The organism is Chlorobiota bacterium, from assembly GCA_016700335.1.
Taxonomy (GTDB): domain Bacteria; phylum Bacteroidota; class Ignavibacteria; order OLB7; family OLB7.
Window position 1 is genome coordinate 498,148 of the sequence record CP065014.1, and the last position, 26,890, is coordinate 525,037.

Here is a 26,890-nt window from a genome sequence, read left to right on the forward strand (position 1 = left end):
ATCATAAGTTTGTAATTGTTATAATAAATTACTATAGTTACAAAAGAATTTAAATCAAAAAATTATTTTACTAAACAAACCAAATAAAGTTAAAGTAGTTGTAGGAATGTCGGGAGGGCTTGATTCCTCAGTTGCGGCAGGTTTACTTCTAGAACAAGGTTTTGATGTAATTGGTATTACTATCAAAACATACAAATATGAAGATGTTGGAGGTAACATAAGTAATGACACTTCATGTTGCTCAATTGATGGGATAAATGATGCTAGAAGAGTTGCAACAAAACTTGGAATTCCGCATTATGTATATGATTTTACAGAAGTCTTCTCAAACGAAATAATTGATTATTTTACCAATGCTTATTTATCTGGTGAAACTCCGAACCCTTGTGTAATGTGTAATAAGAAAATTAAATGGGCAGAGTTAATTAAACGTGCAGATGCTCTTGGAGCTGACTTTATAGCAACTGGACATTATGCAAAAATTGAACATAATGTTGAAAACGATAGATATTATATTTCTAAAGGAAATGATTTAAATAAAGACCAATCATATGCTCTTTGGGCAGTAAGTCAAGAAAATTTATCTCGAACTCTTTTCCCATTATCTGGATTTGATAAAACTAATATCCGTGAATTAGCGAAAAAATATAAATTGCCAATAGCAGATAAAAGTGAGAGTTATGAAATATGCTTTATTCCAGATAATAATTATGAAAGATTTTTAAAAGATAGGGTTGAAGGTTTAGAAGAGAAAGTATCTGGTGGTGATATTGTAAGAGATGGAAATGTGATTGGAAAGCATAGAGGGTTCCCTTTCTATACAATCGGTCAGCGTAAAGGTCTTGCTGTTTCTCAACCAGAACCAGTTTATGTTATAGGAATTTATCCAGAAACTAATACTGTTGAAGTAGGAACAGATGACCAACTATTGAGTAAAGGATTAATTGCTGATAATGTTAATATGATGAAATTTCATAATTTAATAGAGCCAAAACATTTGACTGTTAAGATTAGATATAAAGATGAAGGGCATAATGCAATTTGTAGAGAACTCCAAAACGGAAATATTGAAGTGATTTTTGATAACCCAAGAAAATCAGTAACTAAAGGTCAATCAATAGTTATATATGATGGATGTGATGTTGTTGGAGGAGGAGTAATTAAAGAACCAATTGTTTTATAATCAATACTTTGTTTACCCACTATGAATTAAACATAAATTACTTCTTTATTTTCTTTAAGTTTTAATGTTAGTAAAAATAAATTTAGATCCCTAAAATATATAATCTTTAACCTAATAAAGAATTATGAAAAAACTACCTAACATCGCTTTTTTCATTTTGATTATTTTGATACTAAATCAAAATATCATTTTATCTCAAACTACTGGTGAATCAATCCATAAAAAAGATTTAGAAACAATTGATAAAAGTATTGAAGAGTCATTGGAACAATCTCAGAATGAAAGTGATGAATCGATTCTAAATGAATTTGAATCATATAAAAAGAATCATATTAACTTCTTGAAAGCTAAAATTAATTCGCTTTCAAGACTCCCCTCAATTTCAATTCAAGATGCTAATCAAATTGTTAAATTTAGAGATAGTACAAAATCAATAAACTTTGATGAATATAAATTCTTAACTGAAAAACAATTGGCGGCATTAAATAATTTTACTTTTATTCCAGAAGAAAAAGCAATTAATGTTAACGATTTTAAACTATCTCTAAGAACAAGATTTGTTCAGGATTTACAAAAAAGAAAGGGATATATTAGTGATTTAAAAAGAATTAAAATTGTATCTGATAGTATAGGAACTAATCATTCAGACACCATTTCTGTTGGTTTACCTTACTTAGGGTCAGAGGCTTCTATGTTAACAAAAATAAACTTAGAGTATTTTGGATTGTATTTAAATTTGTTGTTTGAAAAAGATGCTGGTGAACCAATTACAATTAATGATACTTTAAATTTTAATTATTCTAATTATGAAAAAATTTATGGCAAAAATAATGTTAGTGATACATCAAAATTAAATGTAAAAAAATCATTCTGTGCTTTTATAAGTGGATCTGCTTCATACAATTTCAATTGGGGTAAAATTATTATTGGTGATTTTAATGCTGAATTTGGTCAAGGTTTAATTTTAGGTGGATCTGGTGGTGGTGGAAAATCTGAAGAAGTTATAAAGCAAACTTATAGATCTATGAGAGGATTAACAAATTATTCATCAACTGGAGAAGTATCATTTTTAAGAGGTTGTTCGTTATCTATAAAAGATACTATTTCTGGAATATCAGGATTTACATTTTATTCTAATAGGTTATTGCCTGCATCATTAAATTTAAGCTCAGATTCTATATTGAAGGTTTCATCCATATCTGTTGATGGTTACAATAGAACTCATAGTGAATTAAGAAAAAATAATAATTTTTCAGAAATTATTTTTGGTGGTGCAATTTCAAAGGAATTTACAAATGCGAAAGTTGAATTTTCTATAATAAAAACTAAATATAGTAATCCTTTTTTGTCGAATTATTTATATGAATTTTCATCAAATGAAAATGTAAATATTAGTTTAAGTGGTGAGTATAATTTTGACAAGTCATGTTTTTTCATAGAGTTAACTAAAAGTAGTTTTAATAAATATGCTCTTGTTATAGGAAGTATTTTAAAGTTTTCTAAATTCGATGCATCTATTCATTTTAGGAATATTGAAGCTGGATATTTTTCACCAAAAGGAATAATATTTGCAAATAAAAGTGTATCACCAGAGAATGAACAAGGGGTATATTTTGGTTTAGCATTTAAGCCATTGATAAATTTTTCAGTTTCAACTTACTTCGATTTATCACGGTCTTTCGAAAGAACTTATTTTGTTCCTCAACCATTAAGTAATATTGATGCTGCATTATATGTAGAATACAAATTAAATTCACAACTGACTTTTAAGTGTAGGTTTAGGACAACTTCAAAAGATGATGCGTATAAAAATATTGATAAACAATTGATTGAAAAAATAATAATCGACAAAAGAAATTTTTATAATTCAAGAATAGAAGCAATTTTCATTTCTAAAAAAAATGATTTTTCGTTGAAATGTAGAATTGAAAAAACGTTTGTAGATTTTGGTACAAATAAATCTTCATCGCAAGGGTATATGTCATATTTAGATATTTCATACAAACCAAATGAAAACTTACAATTTAGAACAAGGGTTTCAATATTTCGAACTGATAATTTTGAATCTGCACTTTATGAATTTGAAAATGACATACCTGGAAAGCTCACAAACTCGATAATGTATGGTTGTGGAAGAAGATTTTATGCAATTGCTAAATGGCAATTAAGTGAGCAAATTTCTCTAAGTGGAAAATACTCTGAAACATTTTATTATGATAGAAAATTTCAAAGTGAAGGTTCATTACAAGAAATTAATTCACCATTAAACAATACTATCTCAATTCAATTAGATTTGGATTTGTAATCTATTTATATGGATTGATTTCAAATCGATAATCACTATTTTTGAAATATAATTTTTATTAAAATTAATTCTCATAATCAATTCCTTATAAAATAATTTAAATGAATTTTACTAAAGAGCAAATATTGCACATAGCTAAACTATCAAAATTGCAATTTATTGATAGTGAATTAGAATCTTTTACTGAGGGATTCACTAAAATCATAGGTTATATAGATCATTTAAATGAAGCAAATACTGATGGTATTGAGCCTTTGACAAATTCATTAGAAGAAGTGAATATATTACCTAGAGAAGATATAATTGGTAAGATGTTATTGCAAAGTGAAGCACTTCAAAATGCACCAAAAAGAATTGAAGGTTTTTTTGGTGTCCCAAAAGTAATTGGTGATATTAGCGAATAATTATGAGTAAAACAATTGCAATTATACCTGCAAGATATTCTTCATCAAGATTTCCCGGTAAGCCTCTTGCTTTAATTACTGGTAAAACAATGATTGAAAGAGTTTATGAAAGAACAATTCAAGCAAAAAAAATTGATGAAGTGATTGTTGCAACCGAAGATCAAAGAATAATTGATTGTGTTTTATCTTTTGGTGGGAATGCAGTATTAACTTCAGATAAACATAATAGCGGTACAGATAGAGTTTTTGAAGCTTCTAAAGGTTTTAATGCAGATTATATATTAAACATTCAAGGGGACGAACCACTAGTTTCTCCTAATCTAATTGATTCGTTAGCAGAGGCTATTCAAAATAGTGATTTCGATTGTGCAACTCCAATTATAAGGATTTACAATTTAACTGAATACCTAAACCCAAATTTTGTTAAAGTTACAAAGTCAATAACAGGAAAAGCATTGTACTTTTCAAGAAGTCCAATTCCTTACGTTAGAGGCAATAGCTTTGATGTAGGCAATTTTGATTGTGAAAAATTTTTCATTGAAAATAACTTTTATTCTCACATAGGGCTTTATGCTTATAAGTATAAATCATTAGAAAAATTTAGCTTATTGCCAGAATCTAATTATGAACATTATGAAGCTTTAGAACAGTTAAGAATGCTTGAAAATGGTATGAATTTGCTTTGTGTTGAAACAACTCATAAAGCTTGCGCAGTAGATGTACCAAGCGATGTAAGTAAAACAGAAGAGATCATGAAAAAGATGGGTATTAAATAATGTTAAGTTCATTATTATATTGTTGTATTTAAAATTCAAACTTGATGAAAATTATTAAAAATCATTTATATTTAATTTTGAGTTGTGGAATATTTTTTATTAATATTGTCCAGATTCTTTCTGGTCAAGTACATGATGAAAGAGGTTCAGTAGGTATTCAAAGTGGTTTAACAACTTATTTCGGTACTTTCACATCAAGCAAAAATTCCTTTAATGTAAGTGTTTTTGGGAGGTATAATTTTACAAATAATTTTGCAATTCAGTCTACTTTAGGTTTAACAGGATTAAGATATATTCTTGACAATAATCTTATTGCTAATGATAAAAATTATTTCGGTGATGAAAATGATATATATTATCCAAATACTTTTATTCCTCGTGAATATGAAAAAAAAACTGATGTTTTTAGCTTAGATGCAATTGCTTCCTATACTTTTCTAACAGATTATAAATTTGCTCCCTATGGTTTTGTTGGGTTTGGGGCAATTTACTTTTCTCCTAAGAATTTATTAAGTAAAAACAAACTACCAAATAATGATAAAAATAATTATTCAAAGTTGAATTTTATTTTTCCTGTAGGAGTTGGCTCTGAATATTATTTAACTGAAGATGTAACATTAAATGTTAAAGCTTCTTTTAATATTTCAACAACTAACTATTTAGATGATTATAAAATTCCAAATAAATTGCCCGATGCATTTGCAAATTTTTCAATAGGAGGGAGTTATTATTTATTTGGTATTATAGATTGTGATAAAGATTTAATTCCTGATAGTGAAGAAAAGGAATTAGGTACAAACCCATGCAACTCTGATACTGATGCAGATAGTTTGAGTGATTACTATGAAATTACAAAATATTTTACCGACCCCAAGCTTCGAGATACCGATGGTGATGATGTATCTGATTATGAAGAAATTTTTATTTTCCAAATTGATCCTAGAAAGAAAGATACTGACCGAGATGGACTTACTGATAGAGAAGAATTAAATCTAAAAACTGATCCACGAAAAGCTGATACAGATGGAGATAAACTTAAAGATGGTGATGAAGTTAAAAAATATTTTACAGATCCATTAAAAATTGATACAGATGAAGATGGGTTGAATGATGGTGAAGAAGTTTTAACTTATAAATCTGATCCAACACAAACTGATACAGATTTGGATGGATTAAATGATTTTGAAGAGGTTAATCAGTTTCAGACGGATCCAACCAATAGGGATTCTGATAATGATGGATTGAGTGATTATGATGAAATAATTAAATATAAAACACTCCCTACTTCAACTGATAGTGACTTAGATGGATTAACAGATGGGTATGAAATTAAAAATTCAAAAACTGATCCAAGAAAAAGTGATACTGATCAAGATGGTGTTATTGATGGAAAAGATAAATGCCCTTTATTATCAGGAGATGAAAAAAATAATGGTTGCCCTGAACCAAAACTTGCAGGTGATATTCTTGAAGTTGCAGGAATTTCATTTCAAAAAAACAGTTCAAAACTTGATTTAAAAGATAAAGAAACATTATTAAGTTTAACACAATTGGTTCAATATATTAATCAATGTAGCCAGATGAGCATTTTAATTCAAGGTCATTGTGATGATATATCAGATTCAAAGAAAAACCGTGAATTGAGTGAACAAAGAGCTGAATCAGTTAAGAAATGGTTGATAGATCAGAACATAGATCCAATTAAAATTGAAGCAACTGTAGGGTATGGAAACAGAGAAAGCAAAGCCACAAAAATGGATACAACTATTGTAAAAGGATTAAAACCTTTACTAAAAAACAGAGATAAAATTGCAATTAGAATAATTGAACCTTGTAAATAGAAAATTTATTACTTGAATTGTATTAGTCAAATTGAGTCAACTAATATATTAATTATTTAACATACTTTTTTAAATACAATGGATATTAATTCTAATTTGAAATTGTAAAATTATAATCAAAAAAATATTCTGAATTGGGTTTATAAATTTAACTCTATAAAAAATTATAATATACTTGAATATGGAATTTGAAAAATATGGTTTCTGTAAAATATATAAATATGAATAACAACATACTTATAATTGATGATTAAGAAAAGCTAAGAAACTTAATTGAAAAACTTGTGAGTTTAGAAGGTTTTAATGTGTTTCAAGCTTCCGATTGTAAATCAGGTTTAAAACAATTAGAAAGAAATGATATTGATGTTGTTATTCGCCAGGCCAAGGCATTGCTCCTCAGTATATAACAAAAGTTTTTAACAGATATTTTAGAATTCCAGGAACAAAAAAACAGAAGGTACTGGCTTAGGATTAAGCATTAGTAAAGAATTTATAGAAGCCCAAGGTGGTAGTAATTCTGTTGAAAGTGATTTTGCAATTGGGAGTACTTTTTTAATTTCAATGCCCAGTATATGATAAAACCTCTTTTAAATCTGTATTCTAAAAAAATCGACTTTGAGTAAATTGTACTAAAATATGATAAACTAAAATTATAAATAAATGAGTGACAAACATAAACTTTAAGTCATAAAAAACAAAAGGCTATTGCTTTAAAAATGTTAAATAGCCTTTTGAATATTATTAATAAATGTCTTTCAACAATTCAAGACGAATTCAGATTCCATATCTAATAATTCAACAACTCATCAATATATTTATATGATTTTAAAGTTTTCATTTAAACTAATTTAGTGAGAATTATTGCCATCTTGTTATGCTAATAAAATTAACTTTATTAAAACTCAATATTATCAATGTAAAACAATATCGTTATTGAATTTGTATTGGAAAATCTACATTAACATCTGTTTCAGGGCTTGGTGCCACTGTTTTAACTCCTTCGTAATGACTTAAAAAAATATTTAATAATCCTTTCTTAGTCTCATTTGTTTTACCAACAATAAGTTTAAATTCAAGTCCAACAGGCAATGGTGGAATGTTTGTATCATAATCATTAACCATTATTCCCAACAAATTATTTAATTCAGAATTTGATTTGAAGAAAAATTGATGTTGATTTTTCTCCTTCTCAACCTCAATAGAAATATCTTGAGGTGGAATTTTTGTATCATCCTTTAAAACAATTTTACCCAAATAGGTAACATTAGATTTTAGTTTTAATGTGTCAATAACAGGAGATTTTCCACCTTCACCATCTAAATCTTTCCAAGTAACAGAAATTTTATTCGAAGTATTAGCAGAATCATAAAGATTTAGAGTGACTGTTGTAATTAACTCTTGATCTGATGTTAGTTTTGGTTCTACTGATTTTTCACAAGCAGAGATTGTGAAAAATAACAATATTGCTGTTAAATAAACTGGATATAATTTTTTCATTTTTGATTTGTTAATTAATAAAAAACTTGATTTGTTTTTTAAATAAATAGTTAAGTAAGTAAAGAAAGTTTATAACTATTGAAGATGAAATTCTAAAAAGCTAAAGATATTCTAAAAGAGATATTCCTTCCAATATCGTCTGCAAAATATCTGTATCTACTAAGGTAATCTCTATAAGATATGTTGAATAAATTATCTACTGAAAAATTAAATTCTAACTCTTTAGAAAAAATGTTTGAAGTTGTTCCACCATTAATTCCAAATAGAACATATCCATCAGGAGCAGGTAAATAGTCTTCATTTAACAATTCTCTAGTTTGTTTAAAACTTGAATTCATATTAAACTCTAAGAAAGAATCTTTTAAAAATTTCATATCATCAATATGAAAATGAGTACTAAATCTAAATTTATCAGAAGGCATTTGAAATAGAAATTTATTGCTATCAATATTATCGCCCCTAACAATAGTAACTGAAGATTCAATTTTAAACCAATCAGTTATAAAAATTTCTACTAATCCTTCTAACCCTTTTAGAGTTGATTTATTTTGAGAAAAGTAAAATGTTGGGAAAGAACCTCTAATAGTTAATGTAGGCTCAGGCTTTGGTAAAAGCTGAATGAAATGTGGAAAATACATAAAATAGCTACTTAGTTCTCCTCTAATTTTTTCAGTTTTATATCTTAGAGTTGCATCAATACTATAACTTCTTTCTTCAATTAAGTTTGTGTCACCAATTTCAAATGTAGCTGTACCATGATGAACGCCATTTGCAAAAAGTTCATTAATACTAGGAGCTCTCCAAGCCGAACCTAAGTTTGATGAGATAGAAAAATTATCTGAAAGCTTCAAAATTTCTCCAACATCAAATGAAAGTGTTGAGTAAATTCTTTCTTTTTCAACTATTTTGTTATTCTCAAATTGATAAACAAAAAGATTCCTATAATCAAACCTAGCACCAAAATTTAAAATCAAATCATCTGAAGGATAAAACTCTTCAGTGATAAATGAACCAGCTGAATATACTCGATAATTTGGAATGAACTGACTTTTACCATCTGAAACATTACTCTGCCTAGTAAACGATAATCCAATCTTCCCTGATCCACCCATAACCGCATTATGATTAAGTGTACCATCAATAGTATATGTATAAAGTGACATATCAATAGCAGGTTTACCAATCAATAAGTTTGCTAATGAATCACTATATGGTTTGTGTGAATCAAATTCTTGCCTTTGATTGAGTTGATAACTAAATTTTGCGTCAAAAGTTCCTAATTCAGATGTAGATGTTTTATATTCAAGTGATAAAATATTATGATTAATTTTTTGATCTGGAGGTAAAATATCATATGAAAAAGATCTACTAACTAATGGAGTATCACTTTTTATAGCCCTCAATAAATCACTTGAACTTGATATATGAGAACCAGAAAAAATACCAATATTTGTATTAAAATGACTACCAAGAAACGTAAAAGATGTTCTATTAAATTTGTACGATAAATTGATTGATGCATCTGATTCTCTAAAGGCAGTATTTGCCAAAAGATAATTTGGAGTTTGTGCATCACCAGCATATCTAACACTCCCCTGAACACGCCATGCAAAGCCATCAGCTAATAAATTTGCTCCTTCTAAAAATGTTGAGCCAGAGAATTGTTTGTTATTACTAAATCCATTTAAAAGTATTTTGCCATTAATTCCTTCCTCAGGTAATTCACGTGCTTCAACTCGTATAACTCCTCCAATTGCATCCGATCCATATTCTACACCCTTTGCACCTTTTAATACCTCAATTTTTCCAACAGAAAAAGGATCAATTTCAGGAGCATGTTCATTTCCCCATTGTTGCCCTTCTTGCCTAGTATCATTATTTAGTATCAATACTCTTTGTGAATGAAGCCCACGAATTACTGGTTTTGATATTGATGGTCCTGTTTGTAATAATGTAACTCCAGCTACATTCTTTAGTGATTCAGAAAAATTTTCACCTCTATGTTTATCAAGTTCATTTTCATCTATTACAGATTTGGATTGGTTGCTCGAAATTAAATTATCTTCATATTTTTTCCTTTTAACAACAACTTCATCAGTAACATTATTTTTTAATAACAAATAAATTTTAACATTCACTTTTTGAGAATGATCAGAAATTTGTAGAAATTGTTCTTCATAACCAATCAATTTTATTCTAACGATAAAAGATTTTTCAGGAATATTTTTAATGATAAAACTACCATCTGAACTGGATATTGAACCAATTTTAAATTCCTTAATCTCAATTACTACTCCATTTAATGGTTTATTTGATTCTTTATCAAACACAATTCCAGAAAAACTATTTGAGTTTTGAGAAAATGATAAACTGCATACAGTAAAGAAAATTGAGATTGATAAAATTAATAATTTCAATGTTAATTTATTTGATTTAAGGTTTTATGATAATATTAATACTACAAATAGAATAATCAATCCAATTTTTATTGAATTAAATATTACTTGATATAAATAGATAATTTGGTTTGTTATTCAATAATACAAATATTGAATTTGATTAGAAACAAATTAAATTGATGTAAAAAATTATTATGAAAATAGAAATGTAGGTGGAGCTCTTGGAATTGAAATTACATAATTGGAACTTGACTTAATAATTGGGTGATAGTTTATTAAATTTAATGAGAATAGGCAAACATTTAAATAATTTAGTGTACTATTAATTGTTGAAGAAAAGTTTGATCCATTAGTACAGAAAAAACAGAAAGATTCTTTTTCTTCTATTGAAAGTGTATAGGATTTTAATAGGTGATTAAAATTATCAGAACTATTTCCTTGAGAAGAAATTTCTGAAACTATACTATGGGATTTACAATTATGATTACAATCAATATGAGAAACACCTGCAAACAACATACTTAAGTATGCTGAAAGAAGAATGAAAATAGAGACTCTGTTGAATATGTTATTTCTTTTAACCATTATTATTTATAACACAACTCGAATTCAAATATAGATAAAATTAAATTATGATATAAATATTAATCAAGGTTTTTGACCAATAGAAACATTTGTATTAATCCCATATTTACGAATTTTTGTAACCAGTTCTTTAGTTTCTTTTATTGTTAAATCAATATCATCAGAAAGCTTTTTATCAAATACTAGTCTGCCAATAATTCCGTCTTTGTTATTAATTCCTTCAGTAATTTTATTCAAATTTTCTGTTAAAGAATTGATTTTTAAAATTGTTTCATTTGCAGATTTCAATGTATTTTCAGTTGAAGCACTTACACTTTTTACATTCCCAGAAATTTCAGTAACTGCTCCGTTTGCATTTGTAATTAAATTTTTTGCAATTGGAGAAATTTCATTTATAGTATTTTTCAACTCAACAGACGCACTTTGCAAATCTAGTAAGGTCTTTTTGATTGCATCTTTATTTTGAGTGATAACTTCATTTAATTGCAAACTTGCTTTTTCAGTATTTGAAAGAGAATTTGTAATAGATTGTTTGAAAGCAGGTGAAGATACAATTCCATTAATTGATGAGATTGTAGTATCTAATTTTTTAATCATTATTTGGGCATCTGTAACTATTAAATCAACCTTTGAAATTGAAGAAGAAATATCTCCTTGAGAATATCCTTTTATTAAAATATCATCTTTAACTTCTTTACCTGAATCACCAGGTTCAATTTCAATTTTTCTACCACCAGTAAGCTCTAACATTTGTACAGAAGCTCTTGCATTTGAATATAATTTTATAGATGATTGAATAACTGCATTTGCAATTACTTTATTTTCAGAAATGGTAACACTAATTACTGATCCACATCTAACCCCATAAACTGTTACAGGAGCACCAGCTTCAATTCCATTTGAACTAGGTAAAATAATTGATAAAGTTTTATTGTTTACTCCAAGCCCAGCACTCTTGCCCCAAATAATTATACCAATTACAGATAGCAATGCTATGAGAGTTATCAAACCAACTTTTATTTCTTGAGATCTGTTTGCAGACAATTTTAATTCTTGAATTTATTATAGGATTTTTTTTTAATAATTATTACAAAGATACAATTGTGAATAAATTTATTATTGAGTTTATATTTTTGATGATAGATATAATGTTATTATAGAAAATAATGAATATTGATTGAATTGAATTATTTTAATAAGAAATAGAATATTTAACTTAAAACATCTCATTATTTAAGATAGTTCTATTAAAAATTTTTTAATATTTAAAAGTAACTATTAAAAAGAGTTGGTAATTTCTTATTTTTGTTATATCTAAAAAGTTTTTTTTAACATTATCTAAAATAGTATAAAGTGCCAACTATAACAATAGACGGAAAATTAATTGAGTGTGCTTCAGGGAAAACTATAATTGAGGTTGCTACTGAAAATGGATTAATGGTACCACATTTTTGTTGGCATCCAGCGCTTTCAGTTTCTGGTAATTGTAGGATGTGTCTGGTTGAAGTTGAAAAAATGCCTAAGCTAGTAATTGCATGTTCAACTCAAGTAGTTGATGGTCAGGTGATAAATATAAACAATGAACGAGTAGATAAAGCAAGGGAAGTTATAATGGAGTTTTTGCTGATAAACCATCCTCTAGATTGTCCAATATGCGATGAAGCAGGTCAATGCAAACTTCAAGATTATGCATTTAATCATGGAACAGGAGAAAGTAGATTTTCAGAAGTTAAGAATCATAAAGATAAAAGGGTTTCTTTAGGTCCTGAAGTTCTTTTTGATGCAGAAAGATGTATAACCTGTTCAAGATGTATTAGGTTTAGTGATGAAATTGCTGAACAACCAGCTTTAACATTTGTAAACAGAGGTGATAAAGTAACAATAGAAACTTTTCCTGGCACTTCTCTAGACAATTGTTATTCAATGAATGTTATTGATATATGTCCAGTTGGTGCATTAACCTCAAAAGATTTCAGGTTTAAATCAAGAGTATGGGATATGTCATTTAATGATACTATTTGTCCTGGATGTTCAAAAGGGTGTAATATACAAGCTGGAGTTCGAGATAATGAGATTTTAAGGTTAGAACCAAGAGTAAACATGAAAGTAAACAAATATTGGATGTGTGATACTGGCAGACTACAAGAATACGATTATGTGAATAATAATAGGTTGCTCAAATATTGTGTTAATAAGAATGAAACTAAATTTGAAGAAGCAATTACTTCAGCAATATCTCAGTTAAGAAGTGTAAATAAAAATGATATTTTATTTATTACTTCACCATTTGCAACGATTGAAGAAAATTATCTTTTTGTAAAACTAGCAAAAGAACAATTTGGTGCAAAAAGAGTCTATTATTGTGAGTATAATGACAAAGATTTTGCAGATAACAAATTAAAAACATCTGATAGAACTCCAAATTCTAATGGAGCAAAAATATGTGGAGCTGAAATTATTTCAGCTCATCAATTAGCTGATTTGATTAAGTTAAGTGTTAAGGCTATACTTACAATTGATGATCATTTATTTGAATTTGAAAACAAAATTTCTGAAGACTTCGAACTTTCAGAAACATTAACACAAATGGATGCTATTATTGTTTGTGGGAGTAATTCAAGACCTATAACTGAATTTGCAACAACGTTGATTCCTCAGGCTACTTATGCCGAAAAAGAAGGTACATTTGTAAATGTTAATGGATTAGTTCAGCATTTTGAACCTGTGTTAGTTACTGAATCTAACTTAAGAATAATGGGCATGAAGCAGTCAAGATTAGATAAATTTGGATCATATAATGATAGATGGACTCAAGGAGAAGTTAGGCAAGTTAAATCTGGATTTGAGATATTGAAAGCATTTGCAAATTCATCTGGAGCAAAGTGGAGTTATCTTTCAGAATCAGAAGTGTTCGAAGAAATTTCAACAAAAATAATTAGTTTAAATTTCATGGATTATAAAAAACTTGATGAATATATGGGTATAAATTTTCATGAAGGGAATTCTCCTAAAATACATGGTCCTGTTTATGTAGCACATGATTTAAGACCTCAAAATAATAATCATTAATAAAAAGAAAAAACAGTTCAAATTAGTAAATAAATTGAACTGTTTTTTTTATATAAATACTTTTAAAATTTCAAAATAAAATATGAATCTATTTAAACAATTTTAGTTTATTAAATCTGTTCTCATCACCTTTAATTAGCCTTGAAATATTTGTTCTATGAGTAAAAACAATTAACAATGCTAAACCAATTAAAAAGAATACAATTGTACCATAACTAGGAATTTCAACTTTAAAGAAATTGTATCTAACAAACATTGTTGTTGGAAGAGTTAATGCGGCTATAATAGATCCAAGAGAAACATAACCAGATGCAAATACTATTAATAAAAAAATACCACCTGCAACTGCTAATTCTATTGGAGCAATAGATAATAACATTCCTACTGCAGTATTAATCCCTTTTCCACCTTTGAACCCGCCAAATATCGTCCAAACATGACCTATAACTGCACAACAACCAGCAATTGTTTTAACGATTGTTGAATCATCAAATGGAGTAGCATTATGAAAAGGTAAGTTACCGTTAAACATCCAAGTTGCAAATAAAACTGCTCCTGCACCTTTTAATATATCAAGTATCTGTACTGCTAATCCCGCCCTCCAACCAAAAGTTCTAAATGTATTAGTACTCCCCATATTACCACTCCCTTTTGTTCTAACATCTATTTTGTAAAAAGCCTTCCCTATCAAAACAGCCCATGGTATAGATCCAATTAAATATGAGACTAAAGAAATGAAAATAATTTGCATTTAAATTGTTGGTTTCTAAAGAAAGGTTAAGAAATTAAAAAAATAATAGATTAGTTATATTATTTTTTGCAAATTTAATTAATGAAATCTGAAATAAATTAAAAAATAATATTTATCTTAATGATATATTTGTTTTCAAGAACCTGAATATTACTTTTAATATTTTAAACCTAATACTTTTGCCATTGATTTGATTGAATCAATTTGCTCAGGTGTTAAATTTTTTGGCATTTGTATGTTTAATGTTATGAATAAATCACCAGTTGAACCATTATCGATTGAAAAACCCATTTTAGGAATTCTTAACTTTTTTCCATTATCAATTCCAGGTTGAATAGAAATGGTAACTTTCTTCCCTTGTGGAGTTCTTACACTTACTTTACTTCCAATAATTGCTTGAACAATATTTAGCTTTAAATCTACATAAGCGTTATATCCTTTTTGTTTAAAGAAAGGGTCTGAGGTTGGTTGAGGTTCGTCAGATTCAAGTGTATGTTGTTGAGCCGCCTGTTGTTGAGCAGTTTTTTCTTTTTTCCCTCCGAATAAATTTGAAATTACATCATCAAAAGAGAAATTTGATTCTGTCTTCTTTTTTGTAGAAGAACTTTTATCAAATCTTTCTTTTTGTGTTGCATTTCCATATCTACGCATAAATTCTTCGTAATCGATATTGAAATTCGAATTACCAGAATTGATATTGCTACTTCCTCTGTAACCCAATTTTCTCATAGAATCATATTGAGTTCGCTTCTTTTTATCACCAAGTATATCATATGCTTCACTTGCAGCTTTAAATTTTTCTTCAAACTCTTTATTACCAGGATTTAAATCAGGATGAAATTTTTTTGCAATCAATCTGTAATTTTTCTTTATCTCAGATTCAGTTGCAGTTTCAGGAACATCTAATATTTTATAGAAATCTTTTTCTTGCATAATAATTTATTGAATATAATTTACAATAAATGACGAAAAATACTGTTTGATTATGATAAACAAATTTAAAATAACTATTTAAATTTTATGAAAATTAAATTGAAACATATGAAATAAACTATTAAAAATATACAAACTGAATTCTCGATGAAATATGGTTAATTAAATTAAGTTGTTTTTCCATCATTTTGAATCTGCTTTAATAATTTCAAATCGTAAGCAATATCAATTATGTTTCTCAAACTTCCATGAGAAGTGAGGTAATACCTAGATTGAAACCCATCAATAACTTCGTCATTGTTGGTATTTGATAAAATATTTGCTATTAGATCAAGAATTTTCTCAGTTGTTAATGCGAATTCTTTTTCGAGTAATTTGTAACCTTCATATTCTTGTGATTCTTTTTTTAATGTATTATAAATTTTACAATAAGCACTACCTGTAAAAAGTAGATTATTAAAAACTTCAAATAAATTATTATGAGCTGAAACTTCCATTAAAATACCTAAATCATTTCTTTTCCGTAAGCCCATAGAAGAATTTTTTTCTAAAAAATCAAGAACATTTAACACATCTTCAGAAAATTCCATTAAAATAATGTTTTGAAAAAATTTTTAAAAAATAAAAATCTGTTTAGAATTTATACAAATTTAGTGAAAATTATTAATATTATATTTTACCTAGAATAATCATAGTATGCATATTTTTGACTATTCGATATTTCTAATATATAGATTTTTAATACTTAGAAATTTTAAATTATAATTTTAAAATTTAAATTTTTTGAAAAATTCAAATTTAATCTTCGCATGTGATATTGGGGGAACAACAATAAAATTTGGAATTGTTGATTTGAAAGATAATAAAATTCAATATAACTTTTCAATACCAACTCAATCTGAAATTAGCCCAATTATAGTTATAGAAAATATTATTAAGGGAATAGATAAGCTCACAAAAGTAAATCCTGAAATAAATTATATTGGTATTGGTGTTCCAGGAGTTATAAATGATAATAATGAGGTATGTTACCCACCAAATTTTAATGGATGGAACAAAGTACCACTATATGAGATTTTAAAAAAGAACATAGGAGAGAAGTTTGAAATTAGAATAGACAATGATGCAAAAACTGCAGCTCTTTCAGAATTTCTAAATTGTGGTAAAAATATTTCAGATATGATATTTATAACTTTAGGAACTGGAGTTGGTGGATGTATAATAAGTAAAGGGAAAATTTTTCGTGGTTTCAAAGGTGGAGCAGGTGAGATTGGTCATGTGAGTATAGATTACAAAGGATTATTATGTAAATGTGGATCAAGAGGATGTATTGAATCTTATTTGGGTCAAAAATTTATGTCAGATCAAGCAACTGATGAATTGAAGGATAATCCAGATTCTATTTTAGTTGACATGATTAAATTTAATAAAATGGAACCAAAATTAATTAACAAAGCAGCAGAACAAAATGATAAATTTGCTATAGAATTTTTGAGAAAAAGAGGAGCAATGCTTGGTTCGGTTATAGCCTCTGTAATGAATTTACTGGATATACATTTAACAATAATTGGAGGAGGGACTTCAGAATCTAATATTTTAATTTCAAGCACTAATGAAGAAATGAATTCTAGACTTTTAAAATCTATACAACCAACATCAGAGTTAAGATTAGCAAAATATCTTAAAGATTCAGGAGTTATTGGTGCTGCAAACCTTTTCAAAATCCTAAGTTAAAGTTATAAAAATTTAAATACATATATAATTAATCAACTTTAAAATAATAGAGTTAAAATGTTAATAATAAATCAAATCAAAAATAATTTGAAACCTGAAATCTTTATATCATTATTAAGTTTAGTTCTCATACTACCATCTTGCACCCCAGGAATTAAACACCCCAATATCCCCAAAATGCCCCCAAATATTTCTGATACTCTTTCAGAATATTTAATCGGTGATTATTCTTCAAAAGAACAATCAATTGCAGATTCTGATTATTTTGATATTAGACTTCATATAAAAAGAGTTTGGGAAGATAAGCCCGGTGGTCATTGGTTATATGTTGAACAAGCTGTAGCATCTGCTCAAGACAAACCATATCGTCAAAGGATTTATCATATATTCCCAAATTTCCCAAAATGTATAAGCGAAGTATATACTATAAAAGATGATAAAAAATTTATAGGATTATGGAAGAATAAAGATCTTGAAAAGGATTTAACTTTTGCAAGTCTCGATCGTAAAAATGGTTGCGAAGTTATTTTAGATTTTAAAAATGGTAGATTTATTGGAGGCACAAATGGGAATGAATGTAGTAGTGAACTTAAAGGAGCAAAGTATGCTAAATCTGAAGTTTCAATTGGTTTAGATGATATGATAACATGGGATAGAGGTTACAATTCAGCTGGAGAGCAAGTGTGGGGAGCAGTAAAGGGTGGATATATATTTATGAAAAATGAAAATCAGCAGAAGTAATTTTTTATTTAATGAGAACAATATTTTTAAATGCAACAGAGTCGTTTGAAGAATGTACGGATATTCTTCAAGCGGCTCAAATGTTAAGAAATGGTGATTTAGTGGCTTTCCCAACTGAGACAGTTTATGGGTTAGGCGCAGATGCGTTTAATGCAGAATCAATCGAGAAGATTTTTATTGCAAAGGGCAGACCTTCAGACAATCCATTAATTGTTCATGTTGCTTCATTTCAAGATATTGAATTAGTAGGAGAAATTAATTCCAGAGTATTAAAATTAGCTGAAAAATTCATGCCTGGTCCTTTAACAATTATAATTAACTCTAATGATAAAATCCCATTAATTGCAAGAGCAGGATTGCCAACAGTCGGGGTAAGAATCCCAAATCATAAAGTTGCATATGAGTTATTGAGAAATTCAGGTCCGTTAGTTGGTCCATCAGCAAATCTTTCCACAAAGCCATCACCAACAAATGCATCACATGTGTTAAATGATTTAAATGGTAGAATAAATGGAATACTCAATGGAGGAGAATGTTCTATGGGAATCGAATCTACAATAATAGATACAACAACAAAAGAACTAGTGTTGTTAAGACCAGGAATAATAAGTTTAGAAGAGATTGAAAGTACTTTACAGGAGAAAGTAGTTTTTTCAAATAATGGTGATAAATTTCCAAAAGCCCCAGGAATGAAGTACAAGCATTATTCACCTAAAACGAAGGTCTCATTAATTTTTGATGATGAAGAAATTCCTAAAGAAAAATTAAATCGAATTGTGATTACAACAGATAAACACAAACCCAAATTCCCAAATGAAACAATCTTTAATTTGTCTGAGTCTTCACTTTACAAATATTTAAGATTAGCAGACGATTTAAGAATGAATGAAGTAATAATCTACACCCAAAAAAATGAAATTACAATTGGGTTGTTAGATAGAATTTTAAAAGCAGGTGGAAGATATTCAAGAGAAAATTAATAACGGGATTATTTACTCATACTTGAAATAACATTTATTAGTTCTGATAAGTATGTAGTAATAAATTCAATTTTAGAATTGCAGTTTAGACTGTTATTATTGAAAGTTAGTTTAGGGTAAACTGTTATATTATCTGAAACAATTGCATTTATTTTACTTTTAATTTCATTTGAGTTATATACATTATTTTCAACGTATTTCCCTAATTGATTTAAAGATAAAAAGTAATCGTTATACATTACATTCATAAACAGTTTAAAAAAATCTCTCATCACTTTTGGTAAAGAAAAATTAAAAAGTGAATACCCTATACCATGCTCTAATACTGAATATGCTATATTAATACTCTTTTCATTATTCCAATGTAAGTAGCTTTTTAATGATTCAGATAAACTAGATTTAATATCCTCAGGATTAGAATTTTTAGTTATAGCAAAAGTATTAACAACATCATACATATCATTGCAAAATTGTTCTTTATTAAATTTCAACAATTTTTCTAATTCAATTTTTATAATAGAATTTTTTTCAATTAAAGGTGTATTTTCTTGTGTGTAATATAGATTTTGAATCTTTTGTAAATTCAACCAAGTACCACCTTGAGGAGAAATTAAATAATCTAGTCTATATACTAAACTCATCAACAACCAAGAAATTGCACCTGCATCTTTTTCAGAATCTAAACTATTAACTTGTGAAACAATAGTTTCAATTTGTTTAATAAAAAAATCATATTTCAATTCTTTGAGTTCAATAGGAAGTGGTTTTGTGTTCATATTGTCAATCATTTCCAAAGCAGAAAAATCATCACTGATAGAATCGTCATATTTATCAGAAGATAAAGCAAGTTCTCTTAATGCATAATACAACCTATTTGGGTGAGAATTATTCTCTTTAGAATCATATCTTAAAATGATAATATTATCTTCATTAAAGCCAAACTGTGAATAATCTAAAGCAAAATTTAATTCTAGTAATCTTCTCATAGCGGAAACACTAGGTTTTACAATTTTAGCAATTTTACATTCACATGAAATTCCTTTATCATTTACAACACATTTTATTAACTGTGTACCTTGATAAATTGTGAACTCAAGAACACCATCTTTTTCAATCCATCTAACGTTATCTTCTTTTGGATCTCGAATATATCCTAAAAATGAAATAACTGATTTTAAAAAATTTTTAGAATCATATTCTTGAACCGATGTGTTCCAGGCAGCGAGCTGTTCTGTAGTTTTAAATGAATCTGTATATCTTCCGAACATGATAATTATTAAATGCTGTAATTTGATATGAAAAATATAAAGCCAATTTTTATAAATGCAAAATTAATGTTTAGATATGATAACAAATGAATTAATAAATATTTATAAACTTTTTTCAACTTTTTTCAACTTTTTTATAATAAATTGAAATTAATATCTACTAATAAATTTGAAATAAATTGAAATAATAAATTTTTAAAATTTATTTATAAAAAAAATATTCGTTGTATTTTAATATCATTGAAGAATAAAATAATAAATATAACCTTAAATACATTACTTGCATTTATTGTATTTGCAGACATTAATAAAATTAATGCGCAAATGATTGCATCGAATTACAGAAGATATGAGGAAATAAAAACTCAAGCAGGAAAACCTTTTATTATTGAAAGGACTGATGGAATTAATTTACGATTTATTCCATTAGTTAACAAATTAGTTGCATTAGGATGGGATGAAAGCTGGGTTAGAGAGAAATTTGCAGATAACAGTACTGTGTTTATTCCAAAATTAGCCTTAACTTCATTTAATAAAAGTAAAGTGCTGAAAGAGAATAATTCTTACTCTTGGATGTATACTGAAGAAAGTGATTCAATTTGTAAAAATTTTATTGAAAAATACAGTAAAAGTCTTCTTAATGCTGAAAGAATCTATGGAGTAAATCCTGAAGTTATATCTGCTTTGTTGTGGTGTGAGACTAGGCATGGAAAGGTAACTGGAGATTATCCAATTTTAAGTTCTTTTGCTTCAATGGCAATGATGTCTCATCCAACTTGTTTGTTAAAAAGTATAAAAAATACAAATCAGTATTTAGATTCAATTGGAGTTGATTCTATTGAAAGACATGAAGTAATCAATAAAATTAGAGAAAGAAGTATCACAAAATCAAATTGGGCTTTTGAAGAAATTAAAGCATTATTAACTATTGAAAAAAATGGCTCTATTGATATTTTACAACTTAAAAGTTCATGGGCTGGAGCTTTTGGTTGGGCTCAATTTTTACCATCATCTTATTTGAAATTTTCTAGTGATGGAAATGGTGATAAAAAAGTAAATTTATTCAATCCATCAGATGCAATTTTTAGTGTAGCTAATTATTTAAACAGATCTGGTTATATAGAAGGGAATATGGTAGCCGTAAGGAGGGCATTAAGGAATTATAATCGTTCTTATGATTATTCAAATGCAATAGCCAATTTGGCAGAACGAATTTTACCAATAAAAGATGATAATTCTACTCCTGATTCAAGTTCACAAGTTATAAATAATCATCCAGCTGTTACTGGAAATAAAACTTCTCAACAACCTATTACAATTCCAGAATAATTTAAAGTTTTTATCTTATTTAATGTTTTATATTTTTTAAATTTTAATATGTTTAATTTTTTTTTGAAAATATATGTTATAGTTTTAATAACAACAATTTCTGTTTGTATTAATTCATGTCAAGATTCCCCACCATTAAATCCAGTTCCATTTACTTTTGAATTTAATACTTCTCAAATTAATTTTCCTGGATTATGGGCTGTTACAAATAAAACTATAAAAGGAAAAGATGGATACCCAGTCCTGATAATCTGTTTATCTAAAAATAATTTCGTTGTACTTTCAAAAAAATGTGGAGATCCTTGTGAAGCAATTGATCCAATAAATAACATTATTACATGCCCTTGTGATGGAACTCAATATAATTTAAATGGAACTGTAAAAAAAGGAAATGGAATATTTCCATTAAAATTATATAATAGTATTTATAATTCAGATTTGCAAAAATTAATAATAACATTGGATTAGTTAAAGGTGTGAATCAAATGATTTTTATAAAACTTTTTATAGTATCGTTATTAGTTTTTAATTTCTCATGTAAAAATGAGAATCCAAATTCTGAGTTTGTTGTTACTGTTAATAAATTAAATTATAAAAATGTTATTACTCATAATGAATTCAATGTACTAACTGATGTATCATCCAATTCAAATGGTTCAAGTCATTCTATTATCTTCAACTCAGAGCAAATCTCAAAGTCTTTAAAACAAAATCAAAACATCCTTTTTAATTCACCTATAATTGTATTTAAAGGTTTTTGTAAAAATAATCTTACAACTTCCCAGCTAATAATTACATCATTTGATTCTGATAAAATCAACTCACAAATATTTCCTGAAAAACCAATATTAAGATTATTAAATCAATTAGATAATTCTGAACCAAAAATATTGTTTGATAATAAAACAGCAAGTTATTTTAAAATTATTGAAGGAGAAAAAGTTAACATTACTTCTAGTTTTGGAATTTTAAAAGAGTTTAGGGTGATTGTTGATAAGCAATTTGTTAATGAACAAAATTCTGGAATAATTTTGATAAACTCGAAATTTGCTAGAGAGCTCTGTTTAATGAGCGATAATGTTTCAACTGGTATATTTATAAAAACAAAAGATTCTAATTTTGATGAAATAAGTAATCAAGTTATGAAATTAAATTTGAAAATTAATATTGCAAACTCTAAAGATTGTGATTTATATAATGATTTATCAAAAAGTGTTGCAACTTCAAATAAGTTTAATATTAGAAATAGTTCTGCTGAACTATTAGTATCAAATGACGATTTTATTAAATCAAATGATTTAATTATTGATGAAGAAGAATACGGACCAGTATCTTTATTTAAAAGAAGTAATTTTCAACACACTTCAATTATACGAAATGCACTTTCTAAAACTAGAATTATTGAAGTAAAATATTCTAATGATATAATTTATGCATTACCATATTTAAGCACTAATGCAATTGCTTCAATTGGATTTAATTCAAAATTTGTGAGGTTAAAAGGGGTAATACCTAAAAAGGAAATAGTAGTAGATAATTTATCAAATTATTTATCAAAAATATCAGTTAAAAAATTTGGATCTATTTCAAATGGAATATTATTTGGTAAAGATGTTGCATCAAGTTTGAATATTAAATTGGGTTCAAATGTTAAATTAATTTCAGTATCTGGTGAAATTTATCATTGTGTTGTATTGGGAATTATTGATTGGAAAGATTTTGATAAAAATAACGAGTTAATATGCTCAATGACATTAGCACAAAAAATTGATTCAGTTGCACCAGATGAAGCAACAGGAATTGAAATCAAATTGAAAGATGTAACTTCAAAAAATGATATTGCAAGTAAACTTCAAAAAATGACATTAAAGAAAGTTATAATATTTAACTAATATCTTAATATTATATATTAAATAATGAAAAAAAATATCATAAAATTTGAATTATTTTTTTTCGGCTAACCAAGTTGTGAATTCTGAATTTACTGATTGCCTGAAAGCCCTATTCATTGCACTTTGAAGTCTGATAGGATTTAATTTAGATTGTAATAAATTGTTAACTAAAACATCTCTTGAGTAAAGCTTAACAATTTCAGGTTCTTCCGAAATGTAAGTTTCACCAGTTTCAGAAACCCACTTAATAGAACTTCTCATTAATTTTAAAACTTTGTCATAACCATTATATACTGTTAGTTTTCCTTTAGCAACATTATCTGTCCATCTGCCAAATGCCTTTGCATTATCAGATGTTATAGTATCAAAGAAAAATTTTCCACCCACTGGTAACCAACTCCCAATACTTTTTATTAATCCAAAATTTTCTTCATCAGAACCATATCCAAAGCTAGTATTAACAGAAAGAATTAAATCGTACTTTTCTTTTGGAATAAATTTAAACATATTTTCATGAATTATATTCAAATTACAACCTCGTTCTAAAGCAGAATTATTAGAGTGATCAACTAAGTAAGGTGAAAGTTCAACACCTGTGGAAATCATTCCAAGTTGTGACATATTTATTAATAGTTCACCTGACCCAGAACCAAGTTCAAGAACTTTTGAACCTTTTGGAATACCTGTTCTTTTAATAATAGATTTTGCAACATATCGCCAATGTTCTCTTTCATATACAGCCCCATAATAGTTTGCATGTAGGAAACCCTGCCACCAACTTAGATCTTTTTTTATAGGTACAATTATATTATTTGATAGCATTTTATTAGTGAGATGGTTATGAATTTTTTAGAATAATTTCTATAATAATTACTTTTTAAAATAAGTATAAATATTAGAAATTTTATATTGTTTAATAACTTTAATTGATTGATTGATTGATTAATTAATCAATCATTAAACAAAAAAATCATTCTACTTTTAATTAAAATAATTTGAAATGCTTGTATAGATTCAGCAATAATTAGATTTGTAAATATTAATTTTTAAGATTTTATATCTATTTTTGTAATAAAAATATTTAATTCAATTTACGTAATGGAAATTCAAACAGAACTTATTAAAGAACAAGAGTTAGATTTTTTACCATTAAAAGGGACTGATTACATTGAAATGTTTGTTGGAAATGCTAAACAATCCGCTCACTTTTATAAAACAGCTTTTGGATTTCAGACATTAGCGTATTCAGGACCTGAAACTGGAGTGAAAAATAAAGCTAGTTATGTTCTCCAACAAGGTAAAATAAGAATAGTTCTAACAACTCCATTAGAAATTGATAATCCTATTGCAGATCATTTGTATAAACATGGTGATGGTGTTAGAGTACTAGCTTTATGGGTAGATGATGCAAAATGTGCATGGGAAGAGACAACGAAAAGAGGTGCAAAATCATACTTAGAACCAATTGAAGAAAGAGATAACAATGGGGTTGTAATTCGATCTGGAATACATACTTACGGTGATACAATTCATATTTTTGTTGAGAGAAAAAATTATAATGGAGTTTTTCTCCCTGGATTTGTAAAATGGGAAAGTAAATACAATCCAAAAGAGACTGGATTGTTGTATGTTGACCATTGTGTTGGAAATGTTGGATGGGGTGAAATGAATACTTGGGTAAATTTTTACGAAGAAGTAATGGGTTTTAAACAAATAATTTCTTTTGATGATAAAGATATTTCAACAGAATATTCTGCATTAATGAGTAAGGTTATGAGTAACGGTAATGGGTTTATAAAGTTTCCAATTAATGAACCTGCAGAAGGAAAGAAAAAATCACAAATTGAAGAGTATTTAGATTTTTATAAAGGACCAGGAGTTCAACATATAGCTGTTTCTACTAATGATATTATTAGTACAGTTACAGAGCTTCAGAATAGGGGTGTTGAATTTTTAAGAGTACCAGAAACTTATTATGATACGGTACTAAATAGAGTTGGGGAAATTGATGAAGATATAGCTCCATTAAGAGACCTAGGTATATTAATTGATAGGGACGATGAGGGATATTTACTACAGATATTTACAAAACCAGTTGAAGATCGACCAACAGTATTTTTTGAAATTATACAAAGAAAAGGGGCAACATCATTTGGCAAAGGAAATTTTAAAGCACTTTTTGAAGCTATTGAAAGGGAGCAAGATTTGAGAGGTAACCTTTAAAAATAAAATATGTATTTATTCTTTGACACTGAAACAACTGGTTTGCCAAAAAACTGGAAAGCACCAATAACTGATTTGGAAAATTGGCCAAGATTAGTTCAGTTGGCTTGGTTAGTATATGATAATATTGGAAATAAAATTTCTACTAAGAATTTCATTGTAAAACCATCTGGTTTTATTATCTCTGAAGAATCAACAAAGATACATGGGATTACGCATGAACTAGCTTTAAAATCTGGTTTTGAGATAACTGAAGTTTTAAATGAGTTCATTCAAGATGTTAATGTTGCAAACTGCTTAGTGGCTCATAATATGAGTTTTGATGAGAAAATTATTGGAGCTGAGTTTTTGAGATTTAAAATGGATAACAATATTGCATCAAAGAAAAAATTATGTACAATGATGAATTCTACAAATTTTTGTAAAATCTCAGGACCTTATGGAAATAAATGGCCAAAATTATCGGAATTGCATTTTAAACTTTTTAAAACTGATTTTTCAGAAGCTCATAATGCATTAGTAGATATTGAGATAACAGCAAAGTGCTTTTGGGAATTAAAGTCTTTAGGTATACTTTAAAGAACAAATATTATTTACATAATGAATACCCGAGAAATTGGTTTGATTCAAGAAGAAATTGCCTTAAACTTTCTTTTGAATAAAGGTTATACCCTAGTAAAAAAAAATTTCAGATTAGGTAGAATTGGAGAAATTGATATCGTAATGAAAGACAAACATATATTTGTTTTTATTGAAGTTAAATCACGTTTCAATAATAAATACGGTGGATCTGAGTTAGCAGTTTCTATTGGAAAGCGTAAACAAGTTAGAAAAGTTGCAGAAGGATTTGTTCAAATTATGAACTTGGAAAACTTTGAAGGGAGGTTTGATATTGTAGCAATAGATTATCTAGATAATATATCTAGTAAACCAAGTATCAACCATATTGTCAATGCTTTCTAAACTAAGTTAAAACTAAT

The 26,890-nt window shown here is 27.4% G+C and carries 24 protein-coding genes and 1 pseudogene; 16 read left to right on the forward strand and 9 right to left on the reverse strand.

All coding sequences use genetic code 11. The features are described 5' to 3' along the window. Positions 1 to 106 precede the first annotated feature (106 nt). From mnmA to IPP08_02000, 6 genes and pseudogenes are all read left to right on the forward strand, one after another. On the forward strand, positions 107 to 1,183 hold the full coding sequence (gene mnmA, locus IPP08_01975; GenBank protein ID QQS66964.1) for a tRNA 2-thiouridine(34) synthase MnmA: 1,077 nt from the start codon (positions 107 to 109) through the stop codon (positions 1,181 to 1,183). A 124-nt stretch (positions 1,184 to 1,307) separates the two neighbouring features. Next, positions 1,308 to 3,488: a hypothetical protein gene (locus IPP08_01980; GenBank protein QQS66965.1), complete on the forward strand. Its 2,181-nt coding sequence runs from the start codon at positions 1,308 to 1,310 to the stop codon at positions 3,486 to 3,488. A 101-nt stretch (positions 3,489 to 3,589) separates the two neighbouring features. Further along, the gene (gatC, locus tag IPP08_01985; protein ID QQS66966.1) at positions 3,590 to 3,892 is read left to right on the forward strand and encodes an Asp-tRNA(Asn)/Glu-tRNA(Gln) amidotransferase subunit GatC; all 303 of its coding nucleotides are present in this window, start codon (positions 3,590 to 3,592) and stop codon (positions 3,890 to 3,892) included. A 2-nt stretch (positions 3,893 to 3,894) separates the two neighbouring features. After that, a complete protein-coding gene (gene kdsB, locus IPP08_01990) occupies positions 3,895 to 4,668 on the forward strand; it encodes a 3-deoxy-manno-octulosonate cytidylyltransferase (protein ID QQS66967.1) in 774 nt (257 codons plus the stop codon). A 44-nt stretch (positions 4,669 to 4,712) separates the two neighbouring features. Continuing rightward, positions 4,713 to 6,509 carry an OmpA family protein gene (locus IPP08_01995; protein QQS66968.1) on the forward strand — a complete coding sequence of 599 codons (1,797 nt, stop codon included), beginning with the start codon at positions 4,713 to 4,715 and terminating at the stop codon, positions 6,507 to 6,509. A 379-nt stretch (positions 6,510 to 6,888) separates the two neighbouring features. Then, a pseudogene (locus IPP08_02000) lies at positions 6,889 to 7,085 on the forward strand (HAMP domain-containing histidine kinase). Between the two features lie 354 nt (positions 7,086 to 7,439). On the opposite strand, the gene IPP08_02005 reads toward IPP08_02000, so the two are convergent. The 4 genes from IPP08_02005 to IPP08_02020 form a co-directional block, all read right to left on the reverse strand. Further along, a complete protein-coding gene (locus IPP08_02005) occupies positions 7,440 to 8,006 on the reverse strand; it encodes a hypothetical protein (GenBank protein QQS66969.1) in 567 nt (188 codons plus the stop codon). A 92-nt stretch (positions 8,007 to 8,098) separates the two neighbouring features. Beyond that, positions 8,099 to 10,423, reverse strand: a complete 2,325-nt coding sequence (locus tag IPP08_02010; GenBank protein QQS66970.1) for a TonB-dependent receptor — start codon at positions 10,421 to 10,423, stop codon at positions 8,099 to 8,101. 174 nt (positions 10,424 to 10,597) lie between these two features. Continuing rightward, a complete protein-coding gene (locus IPP08_02015; GenBank protein ID QQS66971.1) occupies positions 10,598 to 10,990 on the reverse strand; it encodes a hypothetical protein in 393 nt (130 codons plus the stop codon). Between the two features lie 63 nt (positions 10,991 to 11,053). Then, on the reverse strand, positions 11,054 to 12,034 hold the full coding sequence (locus IPP08_02020) for an MCE family protein (GenBank protein ID QQS66972.1): 981 nt from the start codon (positions 12,032 to 12,034) through the stop codon (positions 11,054 to 11,056). 309 nt (positions 12,035 to 12,343) lie between these two features. On the opposite strand from IPP08_02020, the gene IPP08_02025 reads away from it, so the two are divergent. Further along, complete coding sequence (locus tag IPP08_02025; protein ID QQS66973.1) at positions 12,344 to 14,059, forward strand: (2Fe-2S)-binding protein; 1,716 nt, start codon at positions 12,344 to 12,346, stop codon at positions 14,057 to 14,059. A gap of 88 nt (positions 14,060 to 14,147) precedes the next feature. Here IPP08_02025 and plsY read toward each other — a convergent pair whose 3' ends face one another. The 3 genes from plsY to IPP08_02040 all read right to left on the reverse strand — a co-directional run bounded on the left by plsY (position 14,148) and on the right by IPP08_02040 (position 16,333). Then, on the reverse strand, positions 14,148 to 14,810 hold the full coding sequence (gene plsY, locus IPP08_02030) for a glycerol-3-phosphate 1-O-acyltransferase PlsY (GenBank protein ID QQS66974.1): 663 nt from the start codon (positions 14,808 to 14,810) through the stop codon (positions 14,148 to 14,150). A 156-nt stretch (positions 14,811 to 14,966) separates the two neighbouring features. Beyond that, complete coding sequence (locus IPP08_02035) at positions 14,967 to 15,743, reverse strand: J domain-containing protein (protein QQS66975.1); 777 nt, start codon at positions 15,741 to 15,743, stop codon at positions 14,967 to 14,969. A gap of 167 nt (positions 15,744 to 15,910) precedes the next feature. Then, positions 15,911 to 16,333, reverse strand: coding sequence for a hypothetical protein (locus IPP08_02040; protein QQS66976.1), 423 nt, complete (start codon positions 16,331 to 16,333; stop codon positions 15,911 to 15,913). A 193-nt stretch (positions 16,334 to 16,526) separates the two neighbouring features. Between IPP08_02040 and IPP08_02045 the strand changes: the two genes are divergently transcribed. The 3 genes from IPP08_02045 to IPP08_02055 all read left to right on the forward strand — a co-directional run bounded on the left by IPP08_02045 (position 16,527) and on the right by IPP08_02055 (position 19,198). After that, entirely contained in the window at positions 16,527 to 17,477 is a 951-nt protein-coding gene (locus tag IPP08_02045; protein QQS66977.1) for an ROK family protein, read from the forward strand. Between the two features lie 87 nt (positions 17,478 to 17,564). Beyond that, positions 17,565 to 18,218: a chromophore lyase CpcT/CpeT gene (locus IPP08_02050; GenBank protein QQS66978.1), complete on the forward strand. Its 654-nt coding sequence runs from the start codon at positions 17,565 to 17,567 to the stop codon at positions 18,216 to 18,218. 11 nt (positions 18,219 to 18,229) lie between these two features. Continuing rightward, positions 18,230 to 19,198, forward strand: a complete 969-nt coding sequence (locus IPP08_02055) for a threonylcarbamoyl-AMP synthase (GenBank protein ID QQS66979.1) — start codon at positions 18,230 to 18,232, stop codon at positions 19,196 to 19,198. An 8-nt stretch (positions 19,199 to 19,206) separates the two neighbouring features. Here IPP08_02055 and IPP08_02060 read toward each other — a convergent pair whose 3' ends face one another. Beyond that, positions 19,207 to 20,466, reverse strand: a complete 1,260-nt coding sequence (locus IPP08_02060; protein ID QQS66980.1) for a hypothetical protein — start codon at positions 20,464 to 20,466, stop codon at positions 19,207 to 19,209. A gap of 240 nt (positions 20,467 to 20,706) precedes the next feature. Here IPP08_02060 and IPP08_02065 point away from each other — a divergent pair, with 240 nt between their 5' ends. Genes IPP08_02065 through IPP08_02075 form a run of 3 tightly spaced genes read left to right on the forward strand, consistent with a single transcriptional unit; the run spans position 20,707 to position 23,687 of the window. After that, complete coding sequence (locus tag IPP08_02065; GenBank protein ID QQS66981.1) at positions 20,707 to 21,795, forward strand: lytic murein transglycosylase; 1,089 nt, start codon at positions 20,707 to 20,709, stop codon at positions 21,793 to 21,795. Positions 21,796 to 21,843: 48 nt separating this feature from the next. Next, the gene (locus IPP08_02070; GenBank protein ID QQS66982.1) at positions 21,844 to 22,263 is read left to right on the forward strand and encodes a hypothetical protein; all 420 of its coding nucleotides are present in this window, start codon (positions 21,844 to 21,846) and stop codon (positions 22,261 to 22,263) included. A gap of 17 nt (positions 22,264 to 22,280) precedes the next feature. Next, complete coding sequence (locus IPP08_02075) at positions 22,281 to 23,687, forward strand: hypothetical protein (protein QQS66983.1); 1,407 nt, start codon at positions 22,281 to 22,283, stop codon at positions 23,685 to 23,687. Positions 23,688 to 23,738: 51 nt separating this feature from the next. Here IPP08_02075 and IPP08_02080 read toward each other — a convergent pair whose 3' ends face one another. Continuing rightward, entirely contained in the window at positions 23,739 to 24,509 is a 771-nt protein-coding gene (locus IPP08_02080; protein QQS66984.1) for a class I SAM-dependent methyltransferase, read from the reverse strand. Between the two features lie 276 nt (positions 24,510 to 24,785). Here IPP08_02080 and hppD point away from each other — a divergent pair, with 276 nt between their 5' ends. From hppD to IPP08_02095, 3 genes are read left to right on the forward strand one after another with little or no spacing between them, the layout of a single operon-like run. Further along, complete coding sequence (hppD, locus tag IPP08_02085; GenBank protein ID QQS66985.1) at positions 24,786 to 25,910, forward strand: 4-hydroxyphenylpyruvate dioxygenase; 1,125 nt, start codon at positions 24,786 to 24,788, stop codon at positions 25,908 to 25,910. Between the two features lie 9 nt (positions 25,911 to 25,919). Next, entirely contained in the window at positions 25,920 to 26,489 is a 570-nt protein-coding gene (locus IPP08_02090; protein ID QQS66986.1) for a 3'-5' exonuclease, read from the forward strand. Positions 26,490 to 26,510: 21 nt separating this feature from the next. Further along, the gene (locus IPP08_02095; GenBank protein QQS66987.1) at positions 26,511 to 26,873 is read left to right on the forward strand and encodes a YraN family protein; all 363 of its coding nucleotides are present in this window, start codon (positions 26,511 to 26,513) and stop codon (positions 26,871 to 26,873) included. Positions 26,874 to 26,890: the final 17 nt, after the last annotated feature.

What these genes read in the sequence shown, in the direction of transcription:
- mnmA (QQS66964.1), top strand. Translation starts at nt 107, where the DNA reads ATGTCGGGAGGGCTTGATTCCTCAGTTGCGGCAGGTTTACTTCTAGAA.
- IPP08_01980 (QQS66965.1), top strand. Translation starts at nt 1,308, where the DNA reads ATGAAAAAACTACCTAACATCGCTTTTTTCATTTTGATTATTTTGATA.
- gatC (QQS66966.1), top strand. Translation starts at nt 3,590, where the DNA reads ATGAATTTTACTAAAGAGCAAATATTGCACATAGCTAAACTATCAAAA.
- kdsB (QQS66967.1), top strand. Translation starts at nt 3,895, where the DNA reads ATGAGTAAAACAATTGCAATTATACCTGCAAGATATTCTTCATCAAGA.
- IPP08_01995 (QQS66968.1), top strand. Translation starts at nt 4,713, where the DNA reads ATGAAAATTATTAAAAATCATTTATATTTAATTTTGAGTTGTGGAATA.
- IPP08_02005 (QQS66969.1), bottom strand. Translation starts at nt 8,006, where the DNA reads ATGAAAAAATTATATCCAGTTTATTTAACAGCAATATTGTTATTTTTC.
- IPP08_02015 (QQS66971.1), bottom strand. Translation starts at nt 10,990, where the DNA reads ATGGTTAAAAGAAATAACATATTCAACAGAGTCTCTATTTTCATTCTT.
- plsY (QQS66974.1), bottom strand. Translation starts at nt 14,810, where the DNA reads ATGCAAATTATTTTCATTTCTTTAGTCTCATATTTAATTGGATCTATA.
- IPP08_02035 (QQS66975.1), bottom strand. Translation starts at nt 15,743, where the DNA reads ATGCAAGAAAAAGATTTCTATAAAATATTAGATGTTCCTGAAACTGCA.
- IPP08_02040 (QQS66976.1), bottom strand. Translation starts at nt 16,333, where the DNA reads ATGGAATTTTCTGAAGATGTGTTAAATGTTCTTGATTTTTTAGAAAAA.
- IPP08_02055 (QQS66979.1), top strand. Translation starts at nt 18,230, where the DNA reads ATGAGAACAATATTTTTAAATGCAACAGAGTCGTTTGAAGAATGTACG.
- IPP08_02060 (QQS66980.1), bottom strand. Translation starts at nt 20,466, where the DNA reads ATGTTCGGAAGATATACAGATTCATTTAAAACTACAGAACAGCTCGCT.
- IPP08_02070 (QQS66982.1), top strand. Translation starts at nt 21,844, where the DNA reads ATGTTTAATTTTTTTTTGAAAATATATGTTATAGTTTTAATAACAACA.
- IPP08_02075 (QQS66983.1), top strand. Translation starts at nt 22,281, where the DNA reads ATGATTTTTATAAAACTTTTTATAGTATCGTTATTAGTTTTTAATTTC.
- IPP08_02080 (QQS66984.1), bottom strand. Translation starts at nt 24,509, where the DNA reads ATGCTATCAAATAATATAATTGTACCTATAAAAAAAGATCTAAGTTGG.
- hppD (QQS66985.1), top strand. Translation starts at nt 24,786, where the DNA reads ATGGAAATTCAAACAGAACTTATTAAAGAACAAGAGTTAGATTTTTTA.
- IPP08_02090 (QQS66986.1), top strand. Translation starts at nt 25,920, where the DNA reads ATGTATTTATTCTTTGACACTGAAACAACTGGTTTGCCAAAAAACTGG.
- IPP08_02095 (QQS66987.1), top strand. Translation starts at nt 26,511, where the DNA reads ATGAATACCCGAGAAATTGGTTTGATTCAAGAAGAAATTGCCTTAAAC.